General features: G+C 68.9%; 23 protein-coding genes and 1 pseudogene. 15 read left to right on the plus strand and 9 right to left on the minus strand.

The window, feature by feature from the left end:
* Positions 1–57: 57 nt before the first annotated feature.
* From NFU04_RS06320 to NFU04_RS06345, 6 genes are all read right to left on the minus strand, one after another.
* Positions 58–396, minus strand: coding sequence for an AzlD domain-containing protein (locus NFU04_RS06320; RefSeq protein ID WP_251308673.1), 339 nt, complete (start codon positions 394–396; stop codon positions 58–60).
* Positions 389–1,135 carry an AzlC family ABC transporter permease gene (locus NFU04_RS06325; protein ID WP_251308674.1) on the minus strand — a complete coding sequence of 249 codons (747 nt, stop codon included), beginning with the start codon at positions 1,133–1,135 and terminating at the stop codon, positions 389–391. The genes NFU04_RS06320 and NFU04_RS06325 overlap by 8 nt, the downstream gene beginning before the upstream one ends.
* Positions 1,132–1,659 (minus strand): helix-turn-helix domain-containing protein, encoded by a 528-nt coding sequence (locus NFU04_RS06330; protein WP_251308675.1) that lies wholly within the window; start codon positions 1,657–1,659, stop codon positions 1,132–1,134. Before NFU04_RS06330 ends, NFU04_RS06325 begins: the two co-directional genes overlap by 4 nt.
* 196 nt (positions 1,660–1,855) lie before the next feature.
* Complete coding sequence (locus tag NFU04_RS06335; protein WP_251308676.1) at positions 1,856–2,284, minus strand: DUF7282 domain-containing protein; 429 nt, start codon at positions 2,282–2,284, stop codon at positions 1,856–1,858.
* A gap of 382 nt (positions 2,285–2,666) precedes the next feature.
* Complete coding sequence (locus NFU04_RS06340) at positions 2,667–3,581, minus strand: sucrase ferredoxin (RefSeq protein ID WP_251308677.1); 915 nt, start codon at positions 3,579–3,581, stop codon at positions 2,667–2,669.
* A complete protein-coding gene (locus NFU04_RS06345) occupies positions 3,578–3,745 on the minus strand; it encodes a hypothetical protein (RefSeq protein ID WP_251308678.1) in 168 nt (55 codons plus the stop codon). The genes NFU04_RS06340 and NFU04_RS06345 overlap by 4 nt, the downstream gene beginning before the upstream one ends.
* Positions 3,746–4,069: 324 nt before the next feature.
* Here NFU04_RS06345 and NFU04_RS06350 point away from each other — a divergent pair, with 324 nt between their 5' ends.
* The 4 genes from NFU04_RS06350 (at position 4,070) to NFU04_RS06365 (ending at position 7,373) form a co-directional block, all read left to right on the plus strand.
* A complete protein-coding gene (locus NFU04_RS06350) occupies positions 4,070–4,636 on the plus strand; it encodes a diguanylate cyclase (RefSeq protein ID WP_251308679.1) in 567 nt (188 codons plus the stop codon).
* Positions 4,633–5,730 carry a beta-ketoacyl-ACP synthase III gene (locus tag NFU04_RS06355; RefSeq protein ID WP_251308680.1) on the plus strand — a complete coding sequence of 366 codons (1,098 nt, stop codon included), beginning with the start codon at positions 4,633–4,635 and terminating at the stop codon, positions 5,728–5,730. Before NFU04_RS06350 ends, NFU04_RS06355 begins: the two co-directional genes overlap by 4 nt.
* A gap of 15 nt (positions 5,731–5,745) precedes the next feature.
* Positions 5,746–6,426, plus strand: coding sequence for a hypothetical protein (locus NFU04_RS06360; protein WP_251308681.1), 681 nt, complete (start codon positions 5,746–5,748; stop codon positions 6,424–6,426).
* 83 nt (positions 6,427–6,509) lie between these two features.
* On the plus strand, positions 6,510–7,373 hold the full coding sequence (locus NFU04_RS06365) for a DUF6999 family protein (protein ID WP_251308682.1): 864 nt from the start codon (positions 6,510–6,512) through the stop codon (positions 7,371–7,373).
* A 2-nt stretch (positions 7,374–7,375) separates the two neighbouring features.
* Here NFU04_RS06365 and NFU04_RS06370 read toward each other — a convergent pair whose 3' ends face one another.
* A complete protein-coding gene (locus tag NFU04_RS06370; protein ID WP_251308683.1) occupies positions 7,376–8,614 on the minus strand; it encodes a DUF3422 domain-containing protein in 1,239 nt (412 codons plus the stop codon).
* Between the two features lie 175 nt (positions 8,615–8,789).
* On the opposite strand from NFU04_RS06370, the gene NFU04_RS06375 reads away from it, so the two are divergent.
* The gene (locus NFU04_RS06375; protein WP_146802586.1) at positions 8,790–9,227 is read left to right on the plus strand and encodes a YtoQ family protein; all 438 of its coding nucleotides are present in this window, start codon (positions 8,790–8,792) and stop codon (positions 9,225–9,227) included.
* Positions 9,228–9,403: 176 nt separating this feature from the next.
* Here the strand turns inward: NFU04_RS06375 and NFU04_RS06380 are convergent, their stop codons facing one another.
* Both NFU04_RS06380 and NFU04_RS06385 read right to left on the minus strand, forming a co-directional pair.
* Positions 9,404–9,766 (minus strand): DUF6164 family protein, encoded by a 363-nt coding sequence (locus NFU04_RS06380; RefSeq protein WP_251308684.1) that lies wholly within the window; start codon positions 9,764–9,766, stop codon positions 9,404–9,406.
* 3 nt (positions 9,767–9,769) lie between these two features.
* A complete protein-coding gene (locus NFU04_RS06385) occupies positions 9,770–10,582 on the minus strand; it encodes a murein L,D-transpeptidase catalytic domain family protein (protein WP_251308685.1) in 813 nt (270 codons plus the stop codon).
* Positions 10,583–10,699: 117 nt separating this feature from the next.
* Between NFU04_RS06385 and NFU04_RS06390 the strand changes: the two genes are divergently transcribed.
* The 10 genes and pseudogenes from NFU04_RS06390 to NFU04_RS06435 form a co-directional block, all read left to right on the plus strand.
* The gene (locus NFU04_RS06390) at positions 10,700–12,343 is read left to right on the plus strand and encodes a L,D-transpeptidase family protein (RefSeq protein WP_251308686.1); all 1,644 of its coding nucleotides are present in this window, start codon (positions 10,700–10,702) and stop codon (positions 12,341–12,343) included.
* Between the two features lie 203 nt (positions 12,344–12,546).
* Positions 12,547–12,753 carry a cold-shock protein gene (locus NFU04_RS06395; RefSeq protein WP_010629501.1) on the plus strand — a complete coding sequence of 69 codons (207 nt, stop codon included), beginning with the start codon at positions 12,547–12,549 and terminating at the stop codon, positions 12,751–12,753.
* A 181-nt stretch (positions 12,754–12,934) separates the two neighbouring features.
* The gene (locus NFU04_RS06400; RefSeq protein ID WP_251308687.1) at positions 12,935–14,704 is read left to right on the plus strand and encodes an SLC13 family permease; all 1,770 of its coding nucleotides are present in this window, start codon (positions 12,935–12,937) and stop codon (positions 14,702–14,704) included.
* 136 nt (positions 14,705–14,840) lie between these two features.
* Entirely contained in the window at positions 14,841–15,512 is a 672-nt protein-coding gene (locus NFU04_RS06405) for an alpha/beta hydrolase (protein ID WP_251308688.1), read from the plus strand.
* A gap of 96 nt (positions 15,513–15,608) precedes the next feature.
* On the plus strand, positions 15,609–16,811 hold the full coding sequence (gene trpB / locus NFU04_RS06410; protein ID WP_251308689.1) for a tryptophan synthase subunit beta: 1,203 nt from the start codon (positions 15,609–15,611) through the stop codon (positions 16,809–16,811).
* Positions 16,812–16,867: 56 nt separating this feature from the next.
* The gene (locus tag NFU04_RS06415) at positions 16,868–17,500 is read left to right on the plus strand and encodes a DUF938 domain-containing protein (protein ID WP_251308690.1); all 633 of its coding nucleotides are present in this window, start codon (positions 16,868–16,870) and stop codon (positions 17,498–17,500) included.
* A 166-nt stretch (positions 17,501–17,666) separates the two neighbouring features.
* The gene (locus NFU04_RS06420; protein WP_146802573.1) at positions 17,667–17,891 is read left to right on the plus strand and encodes a hypothetical protein; all 225 of its coding nucleotides are present in this window, start codon (positions 17,667–17,669) and stop codon (positions 17,889–17,891) included.
* Between the two features lie 47 nt (positions 17,892–17,938).
* On the plus strand, positions 17,939–19,147 hold the full coding sequence (locus NFU04_RS06425; protein ID WP_251308691.1) for a complex I subunit 5 family protein: 1,209 nt from the start codon (positions 17,939–17,941) through the stop codon (positions 19,145–19,147).
* Positions 19,144–20,637: a complex I subunit 5 family protein gene (locus NFU04_RS06430; protein ID WP_251308692.1), complete on the plus strand. Its 1,494-nt coding sequence runs from the start codon at positions 19,144–19,146 to the stop codon at positions 20,635–20,637. Before NFU04_RS06425 ends, NFU04_RS06430 begins: the two co-directional genes overlap by 4 nt.
* Positions 20,634–21,178, plus strand: a pseudogene (locus tag NFU04_RS06435) (hypothetical protein); the annotation flags it as partial. The gene NFU04_RS06430 and the pseudogene NFU04_RS06435, both read left to right, overlap by 4 nt.

Raw genomic sequence — 21,178 nt, forward strand, 5'->3', positions numbered from 1 at the left:
GCTATCGGCGGGTCGGGGAAAAACTGTAGGCATCGAATGGCAGACGACTGGCATCGCTCACCCGAAGAGCATCACCACGGCGCCATAGGCGGCCACGCCCGCCGCCACCGGCCAGCCCAGGGAGCGCTTGATCCACCACACGACCAGGGTCGCCAGCACGCCGATGGCGGTGGCGACCCAGGAGAGCGGCCCCGGGGTCACCGGCATCAGCGAGACCCCGAGGACGGCGGCGATCATCACCGGGCCGAGCAGGCTCAGCCACTGGGGCATGGCCTCCAGGCCGTCGTCGTCGCCGAGCCGCTCGAGGCGGCGCCGCATCCATAGCAGCGGCAGCACACGCATCAGCAGGGTGCCGAGGGCCGAGGCGAGGACGGCGATCCACAGGGCGCTACTCATGGCGATCTCCTTGCGTGTGTGCGGCCTGCTGGGCGGGGGCGAACTCGACGACCCGGAAGCACAGGGCGCCGCAGGCGGCGGCGAGGGGGATCGCCAGGTTGGTGAAGCCGAAGATCGTCAGCGCCAGGGCGACCAGGACGGTCAGGCCCAGGGCCAGGCTCCAGCGCCGCGAAGTGAAGCGGGGTGCCACCAGCACCAGGAAGAGGGCGGGCAGGGCGAAGGGCAGGATCTCGCCCATCAGCGCCCAGCGGGCGACCAGCTCGCCGCCGGCCAGGGCCCCCAGGGCGGTGCCGCCGATCCAGCTCGCCCAGGCCAGCAGGGCGGCGCCGCCGAACCAGCCGAGGCGCTGGGCGGCCGGCAACTGGGGCAGGCGGACGTGGGCCAGGGCGAAGACCTGGTCGGTGAGGCCGTGCATCAGCCAGGGCCAGGCGCGGCTGGGCGTCAGCCAGGGGGCCAGGTTGGGGGCGTAGACCACATGGCGCAGGTTGATCAGCAGCGTCATGGCCACCACCAGCCACAGCGGCGCCCCGGCGGCGACCATGCCGACGAACAGGAACTGGGAGGCGCCGGCATAGACCAGGGTGGAGATCACCACCGCCTCCCAGGGGGTGAAGCCGGCCTGGGTGGCGATCAGCCCGAAGGAGATGGCCACCGGCACATAGCCGCCGAGCAGCGGAATGGCCTCGCGCATGCCGGTCAGCCAGGGGCGGCCGGGTGAGGTGACGGCGTCCAGGCTCATCGGTGTTCCTCCTCGTGGTAGACGACGCTGAGCAGCAGGGTGGCCCAGGCATCGGTGGTGCGATAGAGGTGGGGGCGATCGGCGGCGAAGGTCAGGCTGTCGCCGGCCGAGAGGTGTTGGGTATCGCCCTCGGGACCGGCCTCCAGGTGGCCGCTGATCAGGGTCAGGGACTCCCGGGCGCCGGGGGTGTGGGGCTCGGCGAGGCGCGTGGTGTGGGGCGCGCAGCGCATCCAGTAGGCGTCGACCTGGGGGCGGTCCTTGCCCTGGTCGAGCAGCCGCACCTCCACGCCGTCCTCGCCCAGGGGCACGGCGATGGGGGCGACCAGGGTGCCGAAGGGCACCTTGAGCTGCACCGCCAGGCGCCAGATGGTGTCCAGGGTGGGGTTGCCGTTGCCCTGTTCGAGGCGCGACAGGTTCGACTTGGCGATGCCGGCGGCGGCGGCCAACTGCGACAGCGACCAGCCCTGCGCCAGGCGCAGGGACTGCAGGTGTTGGCCCAGGGTACCGAGGGCGAGCTTGTCCATGACGGGGGTCTCGATTGTTCCTTTTAACGAACGTTCTATATAGGGAACAGCGGCCTGTCAAGTCGGCCTGTCGAGATGGTCAGGCGGGGCGGCCTGGTAAGGCGGCCCTGAAAGCCGCCGTTATCGGGGCCGGAGGGCATGGTGTTTCGAGGGAGGGGGCGAAGAGGCGGGACCAGGAAGGCCCCGCCGGCAGGACTTACTGGGCGGTGATCACGGTCATGACCAGGTCGCCATCCTGGCGGATGGGGCCATCTTCCGAGGCGCCCAGGGTGTATTCGAAGATCCCGGTCTGCATGCCGCCCTCTTCGCCGTGGATCATCAGCATCAGATGATCGCCGGCCATGACCTCCTCGGTGAGGATGGCGGTCACGTCCTGGTTCTCGCCCTCCTTGAGGGGGGCGTGACCGACCACCGGGCCGGGGGCGCGGCTCTCGTCGGTGCGGTGCACGACCAGCCAGCCGTTGCGGTCCGTCATGACCTTTTCCGCCGAGACCGTGCCGCCGGCGACGGACTGGTCGTCGGCCCAGACTTCCGGGTGCATGTCGCCGTGCATCTCGGCCTGGGCCAGGGTGGCCCCGGTGAGCAGGGCGGCGGTCGCGAAGGCGCTTGTCACTAGCTTGATCATGGTTCTCTCCTTGCTATCCGGATAAGACCCATCCGCCGAGGTGGCAAAGGATGGGTGCCTTCCTGGTTACGCGAAGAGACGGCGACTGGATGCAGGCGGGAGAAAAAATGGTTCATCGCACGTTGGCGTGAAACCACGACATGGCCAATCTCCGGCAAGCCATTGTAGAAGCTGGCTTTAGCCGCGGTCCGACGTCTCGGCGATTTTGGCCGGCTTGGCCGATTTACACCCGCTTCTCCATCGCCTGCTGAAGCAGGCTCCTACCACCCCGGTGGAAGACCCCCACCTACCTTGTAGGAGCTAGCTTTAGCTGGCGATTCTTTAGCCGCGGTCCCGCAATGGTATTCACGCCAGAGTGCGATGAACCGAAAGCTCGTGCGGCCTAGCGGGGCTCGATGGCGGTGGCCTGCCAGACCGTGCTTGGGCTGGGGCCGTCGCCGTCGATATCGGCGCAGGTGTCGAAGCGCAGCAGCTCCCGGGACTCGCAGGTCACGCTCACCTCGCCGCTGTCCCGGCCGCGCCAGGCCAGGGTGACTCGGGCCCGCTCGCTTCGCGCCTCGACGCCGACCACCTCCAACGCGGTGGCGGGCTCGCCGCGCTCCGCCAGCCACTCCAGCGCCGCCACCTGGGCGCACTGCTCCAGCGGGCCGAGTCGCGAGTCGCCCCGGTAGCAGGGCAGGTAGGGGCGTCCCGCGGTCTCGCTCTCGAGCAGCGGGATGACGTCGTCGGGGGGGATGCGCCCGTACTTGCGCAGGGCGGGGAAGACCAGGGCGCTGGCGGCCAGGCGGCAGCCGCCCAGGTGGGTGCTCTCCCAGACCTCGAAGGGCAGGTCGGGGCGGGCCTCGACGGCCTCGGCCAGGGCCTTGTAGGTGGCATAGCCGAACTTGGCGCAGCACTTGTCCTTCTTGCCGTGGGTGCAGCACAGCAGCAGCGGCCCCGCGGGGGCCGGCCCCTCCCAGGCCGTCAGGTCGGCGTCGCGCTCGAAGGCCTCGAGAAACGCCGGGAGTTCGTCCCGGGGCACCGTGAACGCCCGATTCTCGGGCATCAGGTAGAGGCGGTGATGGTCCCTGGGCTGGTCGCGGCGATGGATCAGGTTGACCCGCCGGCCGCCCTCGGCCAGGGCGTCGAGGCGGGCCAGCAGGGCCTCGCTCATGTCGTTGGCCCGGCGCAGGTTGCGACCCCACTTGGGGCGCGGCCAGCTCAGCAGCAGGTTGCGCTCGGCATGGGCGCCGCTGCCGACCAGGGGATCGCCCTGGGCGGCGCTCTCCACGGCGCAGAATTGCTGGACCGCGCTCATGCCGGGACCTCCTGGCGAAGGTCGGGTATCGTGGCGACCCCCAGGGCCGGCACGCAGATCGGCCGGCCGGTGCTCGGGGCGCGCATCACCTCGGCGTCCAGGTCGAAGACCGCCTTGAGGTTGGCGGCGGTCAGGGATTCACCGGCGAGGCGGCAGGCAGGCATGCGCGTGAAAATTCCTGTTGATAATGGTTTGTATTATGACTTGGGATTGTGTCATCTTCTCGCCGTCCATGTCCATCGTCCGGGACGTCGCCGTGCCCTACCTCGCCGGCATCGGCGCGCCCTTCCCTGGCCCATCTGCCCTATCGCTGGCGCCCGAGGGCGCCATCAAATAGCGAGCTAGTGAGGCGGGGGCCTCGCCGTCGCCGGCCTCCTGGGCCAGAGGCGGATTCCTCCTTGCGTTCGCCGGGATCTCGGCTAGAATAGTTATCGAACAGCGTTTCTTAAAACGAGTGTTTAACTCTGGTTGCCACCGAGACGAATCCCATGGATACCCAGTCGTTGCTGATCAATGCGTTGCTCTATCTCTTCCTGCCCCTGTGGGGCATCGCCGGCTTCGTCGACTGGTGCTGCCACCGGGCGACGCGCATCGAGGTCACCTCGGGGCTCAAGGAGTCGCTGATGCATTCGCTGATGGGCCTGCAGGTGGGCATCCCCATCCTGCTCTGCCTGCTGTTCCGGGTGAATGTGCTGGTGCTGCTGATCTGCCTGGTGGCCTGGGTGCTCCACGAGCTGGTGGCGCACTGGGACGTGCATTATGCGGCGCCGCGCCGCGAGATCAGCCTGTGGGAGATGCATGCCCATAACTACCTGGCCACGCTGCCATTCTACATGCTGGCGATGATCCTGATCATCAACTGGCCGGTGGTGCTCGAGCTGATCCAGTTGGATTGGCAGGGCCAGCTACGCCTGGAACCCCTGGCCAGCCCCCAGGGCGGCGAGGGGTATCTACCGTTCTATCTCGGGTTCATGGCGCTGCTGTGTGTCTTCCCCTACCTGGAGGAGAACCTGCGCTGCCTGCGCCATGCCCTCAAGCAGAGGACGTCATCATGAGTGTCTATGTCACCCGCAGCGGCCACCACCTGCCGGGACCGGCCGTGGATAACGAGCGGATCGAGGAGGTGCTGGGGCGGGTCAATGGCAAGCCCAGCCGCCTCAAGGCGCGCATCCTCAAGGCCAACGGCATCCGGCGGCGCCACTACGCCATCGACGCCGAGCATCGCACCACCATCGGCAATGCCGAGATGGCGGCCCGGGCGGGGGAGCAGTGCCTGGCGGCGGCGGGGCTGGGCCGACGCGATCTGGGGCTGCTGAGCGTGGCCACCAGCCAGGGCGACCTGGTGCTGCCGGGCTTCGGCAGCCAGGTGCAGGCGGCACTGGGGCTCGGCGACGTGGAGCTGCACACCAGCCACGGTATCTGCTCCAGCAGCATGATGGCGCTGAAGACCGCCTTCCTGTCGTTGGCCGCCGGCGAGCATCGCCGCGCCCTGGTGGTGGCCAGCGAGCTGGCCTCGCGGCTGTTCAAGGCGAGCCGCTTCGAGGCGGCGGGGGCCGAGCCCGACTTCGATGCCGAGTTCCTGCGCTGGATGCTCTCCGATGGCGCCGGGGCCCTGCTGCTGGAGGCGGCGCCCCGGGGGCGCTGCCTGCGCATCGACTGGATCCGCGGCTACTCCCATGCCGATGCCTATCCGCTGTGCATGAGCGTGGGCCAGGCACCCGATGGCCGCACCTGGCAGGATTTCGCCACCTACGCCGAGGCGGAGGCGGCCGGGGCCCTGCTGCTGCGCCAGGACGTGCGGCTGCTCGACAATATCGTCAAGCTGGGGGTGGATGGCCTGCTGCGGCTGATCGACGAGGGGCGGGTGGCGGTCGATAAGGTCGATCACCTGCTCTGCCACTACTCCTCCCACCACTTCCGCGGGCGTATTGCCGAGATGCTGACCCAGGCCGGGGCGATGATTCCGGAGGAGAAGTGGTATACCAACCTCTACGAGCGCGGCAATACCGGCTGTGCCTCGTTGTTCATCATGCTCGACGAGTTCCTGCGCACCCGGGAGCCTCAACCCGGGGAGCGGATCCTGTGCATGGTGCCGGAGAGCGGCCGCTTCAATACCGCCTATATGCAGTTAACCGTGGTCGACGCCTGAGAGAAGGAGATTCCCATGCAAGAGATTACCACCGCCGCCGGCCAGGCCTGCCTGCAGGGCCTGATGCGGGTCTGGTTCGACTTCGAGCGCCAGCTGGGGCGTCTGCCCTTGATCCAGCGCCTCGATCGCGGCGAGCTGAGCCTGGCGGAGTACCGCACCCTGCTGCTCAACCTGCGCCAGCAGGTGATCGAGGGGGCCCGCTGGATCAGCCGCTGCGCCTCGAGCTTCGACCGCCACCATGCCGACCTGCGCTCGGTGGTGATCCAGCATGCCCGGGACGAGCACCGTGACTACGAGCTGCTGGAGGCGGACTATGTGGCCGCCGGCGGCGACCTGGCGGACATCCAGGCGGCGCCGCGCAATATCGGCAGCGAGGCATTGCACGCCTTTATGATGCATCGCGCCGGCCAGCCCAACCCGGTCGACCTGGTCGGCGCCATGTGGATCATCGAGGGGCTGGGCCAGAAGATGGCCGGCGACTGGGCGGCCCGGGTCGAGGCGGCCACCGGCGGCGACGGCGGCTACACCCGTTTCATGCGCTATCACGGCGAGAATGACGACGATCACCTGGCCACCCTCTATGGCCTGATCGACCGGGTCTGTCGGGATCCCGAGGCGCCGCAGGCGATCCTCAGGACCGCCCGTGTAGTGGCCAGGCTCTATGCCCTGCAGCTGGAGGAGGTGCCCTGTGATTGAACCGATGCTGACTAGGCCGATCCGCAAGCTATCGGCGCCTGGTGGCCCGCGATGCCATGCCTTGCCACCGCAGGAGGTGCCCCGTGACTAGGCAATACGAGAAGCCAGCGCTTAGCCCCTATCTGCGCGCCATCGCCCAGGACGAGGCACTGCCCATCGAGCCGGAGGCGCGGCGGCTATGGCTGGAGGACCTGGCCAACCCCACCCGCTGGTGGCTGCGGCCCATCCTCCAGGGCCTCCTGGCGGTGCTGCTGCACTTGGTGTGGTTCTTCAAGCGCCTACCGCTGCCCCAGTTCCGCGCTCATGGCCTGCTGCAGCGGTTGATCTGCTGGTTCTGCACCCACTTCGTCAGCCCCCAGGCCAACCGCCTGATCCTGCGCCACTTCGCCACCGAATCGAACCTGCTCAACTTCCTGATCGACAACACCGCCCCGGGCAAGGTGGCGCCGGTGACCCTCTACCCGCGGCGCATCGCTGAGATGCGCGAGGCGAGCTTCGTCGAGCACGACCAGGCGCTGTTTCGCAGCATCGAGGCGTTGGGGGGGACGCCGAACGAGGCGGGGGAGGGCCGGGCGCCGAGCTGGCAGCACTGGCGTCCCCTGGACGCGCTCGAGTTCGAGATCCGCCCGCGGCGCACCCAGGTGCTCGACTTCGAGAGCGCCCATGCGCTGTTCATGTGCCTGTTCTGCCTGCTGTTGACCCGGGAGGAGTACCGGGACGCCATCAACGGCTTCAACCTGGATCAGTCCATCGCCCTGCGCATCGGCGCGCTGATCGACGAGCCCCAGCTCGCCGAGCTGGCCTACAACAAGCATCCCCTCTACCTGGTGGGCCCCTGGAACCTGAGCCAGCGCTTCCTGATGCACGGTTTCTTTACCGAGTACCTCTATGCGCGCCTCGAAGGCCTGCGCCGTTCGCAGGCATCGCCCCCAGCCGCCGTCGACTAAGGCTACTTGGAGTGCTTCCTGACCCGGCGGATATGCAGGGCCACGCCGATCAGCAGCGCCAGGGCCACCGGGGCCAGGGCCAGGCTCACCAGGCGTGGCTCGTGGGGCACCACGGCGCTGAGGCTCTCCACCCCCAGCTTGTAGAGGCTGAGGATGTAGTAGCCCAGCACGATCATGGAGAGTCCCTCCACGGCGCGCTGGATCGCCAGCTGGCGGCTGGTGCGCTCGTTGAGGCTCTGCAGGATCGCCGAGTTCTGGGCCTCCATCTCCACCTGGGCGCGGGCCTGGAGCAGGTCGCCCAGGTGGGCCACCCGCTGCTCCAGGCTGAGCAGGCGCTGGTCGGTGGCGGCGCAGTAGCGCACCGTGGGGCGGAAGCGACGCAGGATGAAATAACCCAGGCGCTGGCGGTCGTCGATGCGACTCTCGCGCAGTTCCTCGATGCGCTCCGCCACCAGGCTGGCATAGGCCTCGGTGGCGCTGAAGCGCTGGCGGGCCCGGGAGCAGGTGTGGGCGATGCGGGCCGAGAGGGCGCTGACCTCCTCCAGCAGCGGCCGGGTATCGCCCCGGGGGGCCTGGGCGTTGCGGTGAGTCAGCTCGGCCAGGGCCTGCTCCTGGGCCTGGAGCTCGCCGCTTAGCGACTTGGCCAGGGGCAGCGCCAGGGAGGCCATCATGCGGTAGGTCTCGATCTCCAGCAGGCGGCGCACCATGCGTCCCAGGCGGAAGTCGTTGAGCCGCTCGTTGATCACCAGCAGGCGATTGACGCCGCAGTCGCTGAGGTGAAAGTCGCTCCACACGCTGGCGGCGTCGCCGCCGACCCGGGAGCCCGCGGTGCCGCGGAAGCCGTAGGCGGCGGGGGCGCCTCCCCAGTGCGCCTGAGTCTCCACCCGCACCAGGCTGGCGTTGATGATCGCCTCGCGATGGGGCGAGAGCAGGCGCTCCAGCACCTCCGGCGGGGCGGGCCAGTGGGTCTCGCCGGGGACGGCGGGGCGATAGAGGGTCAGGGTGAAGAATTCGGTATGGCGCTCCCACTTCAGCGTCATGCCGTCGAGCTCGAGGATATGCTGAGCCGCCCGATGATCGGGGGGCACGCCGTGGTCCCGGGCCAGCCGCTCGAGCAGCGCCTGGCCGATGGCGCCATCCTCGTCCAGCAGGGCATAGTGATGCACCAGCGCGGAGCCGGGCAGGTCGATGGAGGGGCGGGAGTGGAGCTCATCGTGCAGGGCACGGCGTTGGGGGTGCATGATGTTATGGTGTCCAGGGCAAGGGGAGCCTTCGAGGCTAGCCAGCGACGGCGCCGGGAACAAGGCGCCGCTGGCCCGGATCGGCCCCCCTGGCTGCGGTGGCTTGTCGCAGCCTGCAATGTATACAGATTTTGTGTACGATTAATGGCCCGACCATCGTGACCTGGAGAATCCCATGAGCTTTACCGTCTATCTGTCCGGCGAGATCCACACCGACTGGCGTGAGGAGATCGAGCGGGGCGCCGCCGCCGCGGGCCTGGATATCACCTTTACCTCGGCGGTGACCGACCATGACGCCAGCGATGCCGCCGGCGATCATCTGGGGCCGGCCTGCGAGGGCTTCTGGCGCGATCACAAGTCGTCCAAGATCAACGCCATTCGCACCAAGACGCTGATCGAGATGAGCGACCTGGTGGTGGTGCGCTTCGGCGACAAGTACAAGCAATGGAACGCCGCCTTCGATGCCGGCTACTGCGCCGCCCTGGGCAAGCCCTACGTGACCCTGCACAGCGAAGAGATCGTCCACCCCCTCAAGGAGGTGGATGCCGCCGCCATGGGCTGGTGCACCAGTACCGATCAGGTGGTGGAGATCCTCAAGTACGTGACCCAGTAGGTCGCCGTAGGTCGGGTAAGCGAGCCTACGGCGAGCAGACCCGACACGGCGAGCACACCCGACACAACGAGCACACCCGACACAACGAGCACACCCGACACAACGAGCACACCCGACACAACGAGCACCCCCGCTGCCCCTCCGGTGATGTCGGTTGCGCCTTCGGCTTATCCGACCTACCCCAGCCTTAGGAAGGGCAGCAGGCTAAGCGCCAGGATGGCCCCGGCGCCGGCCAGCAACAGCAGCAGTCGCAGCGGCTGGTGGACGAGGCGGCGCCCCAGGGTGTCCGCCTCGCCCCGGGCCCGTCGGGCCTCCCGCTCGCGGTGCAACAGCGCGGCGCGCTCGGCCTGGTAGGCCTCGATCACCCGGCGGGCCGCGGCGAACTGCTCGGGGTCGCGCAGCCAGATGGCCGGCTCGCCCAGCCGCCAGAACCCTTCCTGGGTCTCGTAGGTCTCGAAGCCCTGGGTCGCGAGGCGCTCGCGCACCTCGTCGGCCTCGTCCTCCGGGACGCCCCGCAGCTTGAACAGCAGTACCGCCATGCCTTACTCCCGATGCCGCGAGGCCAGCCACTCCGCGTCGCTCGCCGAGTCGTCCTGGGCGGTATAGGCCGTGGCCAGGGAGACGCCGCCCACGTCGATCTGCCGGGCCAGGCGCAAGGAGGGGGTGCAGGCCAGGAAGTCGGAGCCGTCCACCCAGTCGTCGTCCGGGTAGTGGGCGAACAGGTACTGGCCCTCCTTGAGGCTGTCGATCAGCGGGTAAGCCACCTCCTGGCGCACCGCCGGGCAGCCGAAGCTGCGACCCAGGCGGCCATTGGCGGCGATGAATTCCTCGCTGACATAGTCGGCGCCATGAATCACGATGGCGCGTTCGTAGGCCAGGTCATTGACCCCCGGCTCCAGCCCCTCCAGGCGCAGCGAGTAACCGTTGCTGCCGTCATAGCTGTTGAGGGTGCGAAACAGCCCCAGGCTCGACTGATGGCTCTCCGGCGTATTGGAGAACCAGCGGGCCTGCTCGTCGCCGGTGCCGCGGCCGTGGGAGACCAGTTCCTCGAACAGCAGGCGTTCCTCGGCCAGGTCGAAGACCCACAGGCGTGGCTCGTTGGCGGAGCGGGCGAAGTCGATCACCGCCAGGCGTTCGGCCTCGGGCCGGGCGCAGTGCCAGGCCTGGGCGGCGCGCTCCAGCACCCGGGCGTCGGCGCCGGGTGCCAGGCGCTTGAGGGTATCGCTCAGGCGCGCTTCGCCGAAGGTGGGTGAGGGGGCGCTGGAGGCCGCCGCCAGGGTGGGGACGGCCAGGGCCACCGAGAACAGCAGAACGCCGAGTCGTTTCGGTGACAAGGATGGCGCATCGTGCGTCATTGTTATGGGCTCCTGCGTTTCGATCCGGGCCGCCGGGCGATACACTTTACCGATGATTCCCAGCGGACGGGCCTAAGTATGACCATAAAGCGAGCATTCACCAACCGGCGTGATTCCATGGCGCTCCCACTCGGTGGCCTGCCGCGCCGCTGGGGCGTCCTGTTGGTCGCCCTGTGCGCGGCCTTGTGCGTGGCCGGCCTGTCGCTGCCGGCGTTGGCGCAGCAGGCTCCGCTTCCCGGTGGCGCCGTTATGAGGGATGGCGTCGAGCACCGGGATGCCGCCCTGGTGCCGCTTGACGAGGCCCTGAACGGTCGGTGGTTATGGCAGGACGAGGCGTCGCTGGCGCGACTCGATCGCGCCCTGGCGTCGCTGGCCGAGGATGGCCTGACGCCGGCCCATTACCGGGCCGACACCTGGCGCCAGGCCTTCGCGGCCCTGCCGGCGGAGGATGGCGCGGCTCGCGAGCGCCTGGCGCAGGAGGCCAGCCGCGCCCTGGTCCAGGCCCTGGAGGACCTGGCCCGGGGGCGGGTCGACCCACGGCGCCTGGACCCCCGCTGGGAGATTCCCTTGGCCGAGGCGAGCCTGCCCTGGCCACGGATCGCCGATGCCCTGGCGGCGGGGCGCGTCGAGGAGGCCCTGAGCCTGGCGCGCCCCGAGCATCCGGCCTATGACCAGCTGCGCCGGGCCCTGGCGGAGCATCGGCGTCTCGAGGCCCTGGGCGGTTGGGCGCCGTTGCCGCCGCGCTCGGCGGCGCTGCGCCCCGGCGAGCGTCATGAGGAGGTGCGCCGACTGCGTGAACGCCTGGCGGCGGCGGGGGAGCTGGGGGCGCTGGTGCCCGAGGCGGGCCTCTATGGCGAGCTGGCCGCCCGCGCTCGACCCGCCGGCTTCGACTCCCTGCACTACGACGAGCCCCTGGTGGCGGCGGTGCGCCGTTTCCAGCGCCGTCACGGCCTGAATGACGATGGGGTGGTGGGCCCGCGCACCCGGGATGCCCTGAACGTGCCGGTGAGCCGGCGTATCGAGCAGCTGCGCCTCGGTCTGGAGCGGGCCCGCTGGTGGCTGCCGACCCTGGCCGGGCACCATGTCCTGGTCAATGTGGCGGGGCAGACCCTGGATTACCGGCGTCCCGACGGTGAGACCTGGCGGACCCGGGTGATCGTCGGCCAGCCGCGACGACCGACGCCGCTGCTGGCGTCGAGGGTGACCCACTTCGACCTGCACCCCAGCTGGACGGTGCCGCCGACCATCTTCCGCGAGGACAAGCTGCCCCAGTTGCGCCAGGACCCCCTGGCCCTGGAGGGCCGGTTCAGCGTACTGGCACCGGACGGCACGCCCCTCGATCCCGAGGCGGTGGATTGGCAGAATCCCGGTGCGGTGATGCTGCGCCAGGCCCCGGGACCCGCCAACCCCCTGGGGCAGATGGTGCTGCGCTTCCCCAATGGCCATGCGGTCTACCTGCACGATACCCCGGGGCGGGGGCTGTTCGGGCGAGATCAACGGCTGATCAGCTCCGGCTGCATTCGCGTCGAGGGGGTGCGCCGGCTGGTGGAGCAGTTGCTGGCCGATACCGGCACCCGCGTCGATCTGGCGGCGCGGCTGGCCGGTGGCGAGAGCCAGACCCTGCATCTGGCGCGGTCGGTGCCCCTCTACCTCTACTACTGGACGGCCTACCCGGCGCCGGGCGGCGAGGTGATCTTCCACTCCGACCCCTATGGCCGGGATGCGCCCCTGGCGGCGGCCCTGGCCCGGGGGCGAGGCTAAAATCCTCGGGGCGAGTGAAAAACTGTTTGACTCGGAAGGCCCGAAAGCGCATCCTGCGTCCAGTTGGTTAGCAAGTCGAATAGCGTCAGTTGTCATCGAAAGTCGTTTCAAGCGTTTCGGTAGCCTGGTGTACTTCTCCTTGTTTTACCCACTCGTCTCGGGTAATTCCCGGTTAAACATCTGCTACTTCGAGGAATTCGATCATGGCAACTGGTACCGTTAAGTGGTTCAATGACACCAAGGGCTTCGGCTTCATCTCTCCGGACGACAACGGCGACGACCTGTTCGCTCACTTCTCCGAGATCCAGGCCGACGGCTTCAAGACCCTGCAAGACGGTCAGAAGGTCTCCTTCGACGTCACCCAGGGCAAGAAAGGCCTCCAGGCTTCCAACATCAAGGTCATCGGCTAAGCGCTGATCGCCTCGATGTGACCGCTTCGGCGGTCGAAAAAAGGCCCGCCTCGGCGGGCCTTTTTCGTGGGCGTGATTCGGGTTTTTATCTCCCCATCGAATAGATAAATTTCTAGAAATAACTTTTCGCTATAGGTGGCGGCCGTCACAATGGGGCTTTGCTGGTTCTACTGGATCGCCCATGTCCCTGGATGCCTGGATCGCGCTGGCCGTCGTCGGCACCGTCTTCCCGCTGATGGCCCTGAGCCGGATCGGCCCCGATATCATTCTCCTCGGTGCGGTCATCCTGCTGCTGACCCTCGGCGTTATCGAGCCCGACCAGGCCCTGGCCGGCTTCTCCAGCAGTGCCCTGTTTACCGTGGCCTTTCTCTATATCCTGGTGGCCAGCATCCGCGAGACCGGCGGCATCGACCTGATCATCCGCTATGTGCTGGGCCGGCCGCGCAGCGAGGTGCGAGCCCAGGGGCGGCTGCTGCTGCCGGTGGCGGCGATCAGCGGCTTCCTCAACAACACCCCGGTGGTGGCCACCTATATCCCCGCGGTGATCAGCTGGAGCCGGCGCCTCAACATTCCCGCCAATCGCCTGCTGATGCCGCTCAGCTTCGCCTCCATCCTCGGCGGTACCATCTCGCTGATGGGCACCAGCACCAACCTGGTGGTCAATGGCCTGTTGGCCGATCGTTACCCGGAGCTGGCCCTGCGGCTCTTCGATATCGCCTGGCTGGGCGTGCCGGTGGCCATCGTCGGCCTGACCTATCTGCTGCTGGTGGGACGCCACCTCTTGCCGGCGCGTCGCGGCGCCGCCGAGGCCTTCGAGAACCCCCGCGAGTTCACCATCGAGATGGCGGTGGACCCCGTCGGGCCCCTGGTCGACAAGACGGTGGAGGAGGCGGGGCTGCGTCATCTCCAGGAGCTGTTCCTGGTGGAGATCGAGCGGGAGGGCAACGTGGTCAGCGTGGTGGGCCCCGGCGAGAAGCTCAAGGGCAATGACCGGCTGATCTTCGCCGGTACCTCCGCCGGTGCCGTGGAGCTGCAGCAGATCCGCGGCCTGATGCCTTCTCATCAGGGCCAGTCGAGCCTGCAGAAAGACTTCAAGGAGCGTCGCCTGGTGGAGGCGGTGGTCTCCAACCAGTGCCAGTTCATCGGTCAGCGCATCCGCGACGGCCACTTCCGCACCCTCTATGGCGCCGCCGTGCTGGCGGTATGCCGCAACGGCGAGCGGGTCGCCGGCAACCTGGGGCAGATTCGCCTGCAGCCCGCCGATGTGTTGTTGCTGGAGGCGCGTCCGCCCTTTATCGAGCGCCATCGCCAGTCCCGGGACTTCCTCTTGATCAGCCAGGTCAATGGCGCCGCCCGGCCCATCCACGAGAAGGCCTGGCTGGCCTGGAGCATCCTCGCCGGGGTGGTGGTCCTGGCCGCCAGCGGCGTGATGAGCATGCTCAATGCGGCCATGCTGGGGGCGGCCCTGTCGGTGCTCAGCGGCTGCTGCTCCATCGGCGCCGCCCGCCGCGGCCTGGACACCCAGGTGCTGCTGACCATCGCCGCCTCCTTCGGCCTGGGGGCCGCCCTGGAGACGACCGGGGCCGCGGCCTTCCTGGCCCAGGCGGGGCTGGGCCTGGCGGCCGGCAATCCCTGGCTGCTGCTGGTGGGGGCCTATCTGCTGGTGGCGCTGTTGACCGAGCTGGTCACCAACAATGCCGCCGCGGTGATCACCTTCCCCATCGTCATGGCCAGCGCCGAGAGCCTGGGGGTCAACCCGATTCCCTTCGTGGTGGTGGTGATGTTCGCCGCCTCGGCCAGCTTCCTGACCCCCATCGGCTACCAGACCAACCTGATGGTTCACGGCCCCGGCGGCTACCGCTTCGGCGATTTCCTGCGCGTCGGCGGCCTGCTCAACCTGCTGACCGCCCTGGTGGTGCTGATCCTGACGCCGTTGATCTGGCCTTTCTAACCCCTGGCGTGGAGGCTCGGGGCTACCCTGGGGGCAGGTCTTCGCGGGGCGCTGTGACCCCTCAAGGACCATGGCCAGTCGTCGGCGCTTGGGGTAGGGTAGCGGCCAGTGATTTCGACCCTGCGAGAACCCGACCATGAGCCACCCCGGCGAACTGATTATCGAACCCCGCGACGGCCGTCCCGCCGACAGCTGCGTGATCATCCTCCACGGCCTGGGCGCCGATGGCCATGACTTCGAGCCGCTGGTGCCGGCGCTGCAGCTGCCGGCGGAGCGGGCGGTGCGCTTTATCCTGCCCCATGCCCCACGGCTGCCGGTGACCATCAACGGCGGCATGGTGATGCCGGCCTGGTACGACATCCTCGAGATGAGCCTGGATCGTCGCGTCGACGAGGCCCAGCTGCTGGCCTCCGCGGCCCGGGTGCAGGCGCTGATCGACGATCAGATCGCCGCCGGCATCGACAGCCGCCGCATCATCCTGGCCGGCTTCTCCCAGGGCGGTGCCGTGGCCTATCAGGCGGCGCTCAGTTACCCCAAGCCCCTGGGCGGCCTGCTGGCGCTCTCCACCTACTTCGCCACCGCCGATAGCCTCATCCCCAGCGAGGCCAATCGCGACCTGGCCGTCGAGGTGCACCACGGCACCCAGGACCCGGTGGTGCCGGAGGCCCTGGGCCGCGCCGGCGCCGAGCGCCTGGAGGCCATGGGCTATGCGGTCACTTATCGCACCTATCCCATGCCGCACTCGCTGTGCCCCCAGCAGGTGGCGGATATCGGCCCCTGGCTGGGAGCGCGCCTCGCCGCCGCCTGAGCCAGAGGGGGCCCTGCGTCGAAGGTGGGCTCGACGCGGCCCCCTGGCTAGGGCAAATTAGGGGGAAATTCCTTGTTCTCTGTGCAGGATGACTCCATGGCTTCTTCCCTGACTCACGACATGCCCGACGCCCGGGGCTTCTTCGGCGACTTCGGCGGCCAGCTGGTGCCGCCCCACCTCAAGCAGGTGATGGACGAGATCGATGCCGCCTACGAGGAGATCCGCGCCCGCGAGGACTTCCAGCAGGAGCTGGCCGGCCTCTTCGCCGACTATGTGGGCCGGCCCAGCCCGATCTTCCATGCCCGGCGGCTCTCCGAGACGCTGGGCGGCGCCCAGATCCATCTCAAGCGGGAGGACCTCAATCACACCGGCGCCCACAAGATCAATCACTGCCTGGGCGAGGCGCTGCTGGCCAAGTTCATGGGCAAGACCAAGGTGATCGCCGAGACCGGCGCCGGCCAGCATGGCGTGGCCCTGGCCACCGCCTGCGCCCTGGTGGGTATCCCCTGCGAGATCCATATGGGCCAGGTGGATATCGAGAAGGAACACCCCAACGTCACCAAGATGAAGATCCTCGGCTGCAAGCTGGTGGCGGTGACCCGCGGCACGGCGACCCTCAAGGATGCCGTGGACAGCGCCTTCGAGGAGTACCTCAAGGACCCCCAGAACTATATCTATGCCATCGGCTCGGTGGTCGGGCCGCACCCCTTCCCCAAGATGGTCCGGGACTTCCAGTCGATCATCGGCCGCGAGGCCCGCGAGCAGTTCCTCGCGCGCCACGGCAAGCTGCCCGACCATGTCACCGCCTGCGTCGGCGGTGGCTCCAATGCCATCGGCATGTTCACCGCCTTCCTCGAGGACGAGGCGGTGCACCTGGTGGGGGTGGAACCCGCCGGCGAGGGCCTCGATACCCCGCGCCACTCCGCCACCCTGACGCTGGGCAAGCCCGGCGAGATCCACGGCATGCGCTGCTATGTGCTGGAGGACGAGGCGGGTAACCCGCTGCCGGTGCACTCCATCGCCTCGGGCCTCGACTACCCCGGGGTGGGCCCCCAGCACAGCTACCTCAAGCAGGTGGGACGAGTCGACTACCAGAGCGCCAGCGACGCGGAATGCCTGGAGGCCTTCCTGACGCTATCGCGGGTGGAGGGGATCATCCCCGCCCTGGAGAGCGCCCATGCGGTGGCCTGGGCGATGCGCGTGGCGCCGACCCTGCCCAAGGACCAGCATATCCTGATTAACCTCTCCGGCCGCGGCGACAAGGATGCCGACTATGTGGCCGAGAAGCTGGGACTGTAGGTCGGATAAACGAGCCCCAGGCGAGCGCATCCGACACCTCGCGAAGGAGATACCCCATGGATAGTCTCGACCCCGATCTGGGCCCCGGCGCCGAGGCGCGCTTGATCAGCCCCGCCGCGGCGCGCAATGCCGCGCCGATCCTCGCGGTGCTGCGCGATGTCCTGCCGAGCCGGGGGCGGGTCCTGGAGCTGGCCAGCGGCAGCGGCGAGCATGCCCTGCACTTCGCCCGTGCCTTGCCCGGCCTGGAGTGGCAGCCCTCCGACCCGAGCCCCCGGGCGCGGGCCTCCATCGCCGCCTGGCGTGATGCCGAGGGGCCCGACAACCTGCTGGCGCCGCTCGCCCTGGATGTGACCCGCCGCCCCTGGCCGGTGGCCGACTTCGCGGCCCTGGTGTGCATCAACCTGCTGCATATCTCCCCCTGGGCCGCCGGCCAGGCGCTGTTCGCCGAGGCCGGCGCCCGGCTGCCGGCGGGCGGGGTGTGCTTCGTCTATGGCCCCTTCCAGCGGGATGGCGCCCATACCGCGCCCAGCAACGCCGCCTTCGATGCCGACCTGCGTCGCCGCGATCCCGCCTGGGGCATTCGCGACCTGGCGGCGGTCGAGGCCGAGGCGCGGCGGCATGGCCTCGCCCTGAGCCGGGTCGTCGAGATGCCCGCCAATAACCTGAGCCTGGTCTTCCGGCGCGACTAAGCCAGATGAGTCACCGTCGCTCGAATCGCCGAGGGTAGCCCCGGGCCTCAACGATGGGTGTGGTTGGTTGTAATAACTTTGGCGTCTCGCCTTGCGTTGGTAGCGTCCCTTGAAGTTCTGGCACTTACCTCAAAGACTGGTAGGGAAGCCACGAGGAGGACGCTAGATGAGTGATCTTTCGGAGGATTTTCGCCTACCCGTCGCCTGCCCCCAGTGTGGAAGCCACCGCGTGCGTGTCTCCAAGGTCAAGAATCCCGACGATGCGGTCTTCTGCGCCTCCTGCAAGACCCGGCTGTGCCTCTACCACGAGGCCATGGATCTGCTCCGCCGGGGCCCCGGTGACGAGACCGAGGCGCTGCTCGAACGGGCCATGAATCGGCAGCGACCTTGAGCGCCGGCACCTGGCCCAGCGAGGGACTCGCCGGGCTCCTTATCCTCTTGACTACCCTGCTGGTGGCCGGCGTGGCCTGGCATGCCCGGGGGCATCTGCGTGAGCATGGCGTGCCCGCCGGCCGCAGCCACTGGCTGTGGCCCTTGCTGGCGGCGGTGTGGGGGTTCCTGACCCTGATCTGGCTGGTCTCCGACCTGCTCACCCTCTACCTGGCCCTGGAAGGGCTGGGGCTGTGCGCGGTGGCCCTGATGTGGCTACCCGCTAGCCGGGAGGCGCGCCGGGCGAGCCTCTATTATCTGCTGGCCAGCCTCAGCGGGTCGGCGCTGATCCTGACTTCGGCGCTATTACTCTATCGCCACTATGGTCATCTCGACTTCGCCCTGCTTGCCCAGGTCTCCGCCGGGGCCCCCCAGTGGCGCTGGCTGGCCCTGGCCGGGTTGAGCACCGGCCTGCTGGTCAAGGCCGGGGCCTTTCCGCTGCATACCTGGTTGCCTCCGGCCCATGCCGCGGCCTGGGCGCCTGTGAGCGCCCTGCACGCGGCGCTGATCATCAAGGCCAGCCTCTTCCTGCTGATCAAGCTGTGGTGGCAGCTCGGTCCCGCCGCGGCCCCCAGCATGCAGCTACTGGGCTGGCTGGGGGCCGCCGCGGTGCTCTGGGGCGGCTTGCTGGCCTGGCGCCAGGCCACCCTCAAGAAGGTGGTGGCCTACTCCACCGTCTCCCAGATGGGCTATCTGTTGCTGCTCTTCCCGCTGATGGCCAGCGCCGAGGAGGGTGCCCGTCAGCTGGCCTGGCAGGCCACCTGGCTGCTCTTTATCACCCATGCCCTGGCCAAGGCGGCGATGTTTATGGCCGCTGGCAACCTGGTGCTGGCCATGGGTTGCGATGACCTGGAGGGGCTCACCGGGGTGGGGCAGCAGTTGCCCCTGTCGCTGCTGGTCTTCGGCGTGGCGGGGGTGAGCATCATGGGGCTGCCACCCAGCGGCGCCTTCACCGCCAAGTGGTTGCTGCTGGAGTCGGCCCTGGCCGCCGGCCAGTGGCCATGGCTGCTGCTGCTGGGGCTGGGCAGCCTGCTGAGTGCGGCCTACCTGTTCCGAGTCTTCGCCTACTGCTTTGCCGCCCGCGCCGAGGCGCCGCCCTGCCGCCGGGTGCCGAGTCATCTGGATATCGTGCCCCTGGGATTGGCCCTGGCGGCCCTCTTCCTGGGATTGCTCGCCGGCTGGCCCGTGGCCTGGGTGCAGGGCGGGGGGCTGCCATGAGCGGTGCCCCGATCCTGCTGCTGACCCTGGCCACCTCGCTGCTGGCGGCCCCCGTGATCTTCCTGTTGCCGGAGCGGGCCCATCGCACGCGGACCGCGATCAACCTCGGGGCGGCGCTGCTCAAGCTGGCGCTAGTGGCCTGGATGGTCCGGGGCCTGGCCCAGGGGGCGGCCTACCGTTTCCATCTGCCGGTGATGGAGGGCTTCAGCGTTCACCTGGTGGCGGATCCCCTGGGCATCCTGTTCGCCGGCCTCTCCTCCCTGCTATGGCTCTTGACCACCCTCTATGCGGTGGCCTACCTGGAGGCATCGCCCAATCGGCGCCGCTTCTTCGGCTTCTTCAGCCTCTGCGTGGCCAGTACCCTGGGCATCGCCCTGGCCGCCAACCTCTTCACCTTCCTGATCTTCTACGAGTTGCTGACCCTGGCCACCTACCCGCTGGTGGTGCATCGCGGGACCCCGGCGGCGCTGGCCGCCGGGCGCACCTACCTGCGCTACACGGTCAGTGCCGGCTTCGTGCTGCTGCTGGGGGTGGTCTGGTTGCAGGCCCTGGCCGGGGAGCTGACCTTCGGCGAGCTGCGCCTGAGCGAGCTGGGCGAGGCATACCATCCGATCCTGCAGGGCATCTTCCTGCTGCTGATGTTGGGGCTCGGCGTCAAGGCGGCCCTGGTGCCCCTGCATGGCTGGCTGCCCCAGGCGATGGTGGCGCCGGCGCCGGTCAGCGCCCTGCTGCATGCGGTGGCGGTGGTCAAGGCGGGGGCCTTCGGCATCGTGCGCCTGGTCTATGACGTCTATGGCATCGCCTTCAGCGCCACCCTGGGGCTGCTCGGCTGGCTGACCGCCGCCGCCTCGCTGACCATCCTCTATGGCTCCCTGCGCGCCCTGGCCCAGAGCGACCTCAAGCGCCGCCTGGCCTTCTCCACGGTGAGCCAGGTGGCCTATATCGTCCTGGGGGTGAGCCTCTTCGGCCCCCTGGGGACCCTCGCCGGCCTGGCGCACCTGCTCCATCAGGGGCTGATGAAGGTGACGCTGTTCTTCTGCGCCGGCAACTATGCCGAGGAGCTGGGGATCCACCGTGTCGACGAGCTGGACGGGGCGGGGCGGCGAATGCCCCTGACCAGCCTCGCCTTTACCCTGGGGGCCCTGGGCATGATCGGCCTGCCGCCCCTGGCGGGCTTTATCAGCAAGTGGTACCTGGGCATGGGGGCGGTGGCCGCCGGCTCGCCCTGGGTGATCGCCGTGCTGGTGGCCAGCAGCCTGCTCAATGCCGCCTACTTCCTGCCGCCGATCTATCGGCTGTGGTTCAAGGCCGCCGCGGATCCCGCCTGGCCCCAGGCGCGCTGCCTGGGCCGCTTCGAGACCCATGCCTGGCTCTGGGGCCCGGCCCTGGCCACGGGGCTGTTCAGCCTGCTGGCGGGGCTGCTGGCGGGGCTGCCCTACAGTCCCCTGGACTGGGCGGGCCGGGTGGTCGGCGGGGAGTACTTCCCATGAGTGTTGCGTCCCTCTTGCCCTGGAGCCTGGCCTTGGCGGTGGCCTGGCCGCTGCTGGTGGCGGGCCTGCCGGGGCTGCTCGAGCGGCGCCTGGCGACCCTGGTCTGGCTGAGCGGGCCCCTGCCGGCGCTGGTCCTGGCGCTCTGGGCGCCGCCCCTGGAGCTGACGCTCGAGGCCTGGCTGCTGGGCGGGCACTGGCTGCTCGATGAGACGCGCCGGCCGCTGCTGGCCATGAGCACCCTGCTGTGGGCCCTGGCCGGGGGCTATGCCTGGGGCTATCTCGCCCCGGAGGATCCCCACCGACGCCGCTTCGCCCGGCTCTGGAGCCTGACCCTGGCCGGTCACCTGCTGCTGCTGGTGGCCGAGGACATCCCCAGCTTCTATCTCGGCTTCGCCCTGATGACCTTCGCCGCCTTCGGCCTGGTGCTGCATCACGGCGACGAGGGGGCCCGCCGGGGGGCCTGGGCCTATCTGCTTCTGGCCCTGCTGGGGGAGGGGCTGATCCTCGCCGGGCTCTTGTGGGCGGCGGGGGAGAGCGGGGC

Origin of the sequence: Halomonas sp. NCCP-2165, from assembly GCF_023708045.1 — a bacterium.
GTDB classification, from domain to species: Bacteria; Pseudomonadota; Gammaproteobacteria; order Pseudomonadales; family Halomonadaceae; genus Bisbaumannia; species Bisbaumannia pacifica.

Bases quoted from the DNA above. Each gene is read 5' to 3' on its own strand.
- NFU04_RS06320 (WP_251308673.1), bottom strand. From the start codon at position 396: ATGAGTAGCGCCCTGTGGATCGCCGTCCTCGCCTCGGCCCTCGGCACC.
- NFU04_RS06325 (WP_251308674.1), bottom strand. From the start codon at position 1,135: ATGAGCCTGGACGCCGTCACCTCACCCGGCCGCCCCTGGCTGACCGGC.
- NFU04_RS06330 (WP_251308675.1), bottom strand. From the start codon at position 1,659: ATGGACAAGCTCGCCCTCGGTACCCTGGGCCAACACCTGCAGTCCCTG.
- NFU04_RS06335 (WP_251308676.1), bottom strand. From the start codon at position 2,284: ATGATCAAGCTAGTGACAAGCGCCTTCGCGACCGCCGCCCTGCTCACC.
- NFU04_RS06340 (WP_251308677.1), bottom strand. From the start codon at position 3,581: ATGAGCGCGGTCCAGCAATTCTGCGCCGTGGAGAGCGCCGCCCAGGGC.
- NFU04_RS06345 (WP_251308678.1), bottom strand. From the start codon at position 3,745: ATGCCTGCCTGCCGCCTCGCCGGTGAATCCCTGACCGCCGCCAACCTC.
- NFU04_RS06350 (WP_251308679.1), top strand. From the start codon at position 4,070: ATGGATACCCAGTCGTTGCTGATCAATGCGTTGCTCTATCTCTTCCTG.
- NFU04_RS06355 (WP_251308680.1), top strand. From the start codon at position 4,633: ATGAGTGTCTATGTCACCCGCAGCGGCCACCACCTGCCGGGACCGGCC.
- NFU04_RS06360 (WP_251308681.1), top strand. From the start codon at position 5,746: ATGCAAGAGATTACCACCGCCGCCGGCCAGGCCTGCCTGCAGGGCCTG.
- NFU04_RS06370 (WP_251308683.1), bottom strand. From the start codon at position 8,614: ATGCACCCCCAACGCCGTGCCCTGCACGATGAGCTCCACTCCCGCCCC.
- NFU04_RS06375 (WP_146802586.1), top strand. From the start codon at position 8,790: ATGAGCTTTACCGTCTATCTGTCCGGCGAGATCCACACCGACTGGCGT.
- NFU04_RS06380 (WP_251308684.1), bottom strand. From the start codon at position 9,766: ATGGCGGTACTGCTGTTCAAGCTGCGGGGCGTCCCGGAGGACGAGGCC.
- NFU04_RS06385 (WP_251308685.1), bottom strand. From the start codon at position 10,582: ATGACGCACGATGCGCCATCCTTGTCACCGAAACGACTCGGCGTTCTG.
- NFU04_RS06390 (WP_251308686.1), top strand. From the start codon at position 10,700: ATGGCGCTCCCACTCGGTGGCCTGCCGCGCCGCTGGGGCGTCCTGTTG.
- NFU04_RS06395 (WP_010629501.1), top strand. From the start codon at position 12,547: ATGGCAACTGGTACCGTTAAGTGGTTCAATGACACCAAGGGCTTCGGC.
- NFU04_RS06400 (WP_251308687.1), top strand. From the start codon at position 12,935: ATGTCCCTGGATGCCTGGATCGCGCTGGCCGTCGTCGGCACCGTCTTC.
- NFU04_RS06405 (WP_251308688.1), top strand. From the start codon at position 14,841: ATGAGCCACCCCGGCGAACTGATTATCGAACCCCGCGACGGCCGTCCC.
- trpB (WP_251308689.1), top strand. From the start codon at position 15,609: ATGGCTTCTTCCCTGACTCACGACATGCCCGACGCCCGGGGCTTCTTC.
- NFU04_RS06415 (WP_251308690.1), top strand. From the start codon at position 16,868: ATGGATAGTCTCGACCCCGATCTGGGCCCCGGCGCCGAGGCGCGCTTG.
- NFU04_RS06420 (WP_146802573.1), top strand. From the start codon at position 17,667: ATGAGTGATCTTTCGGAGGATTTTCGCCTACCCGTCGCCTGCCCCCAG.
- NFU04_RS06430 (WP_251308692.1), top strand. From the start codon at position 19,144: ATGAGCGGTGCCCCGATCCTGCTGCTGACCCTGGCCACCTCGCTGCTG.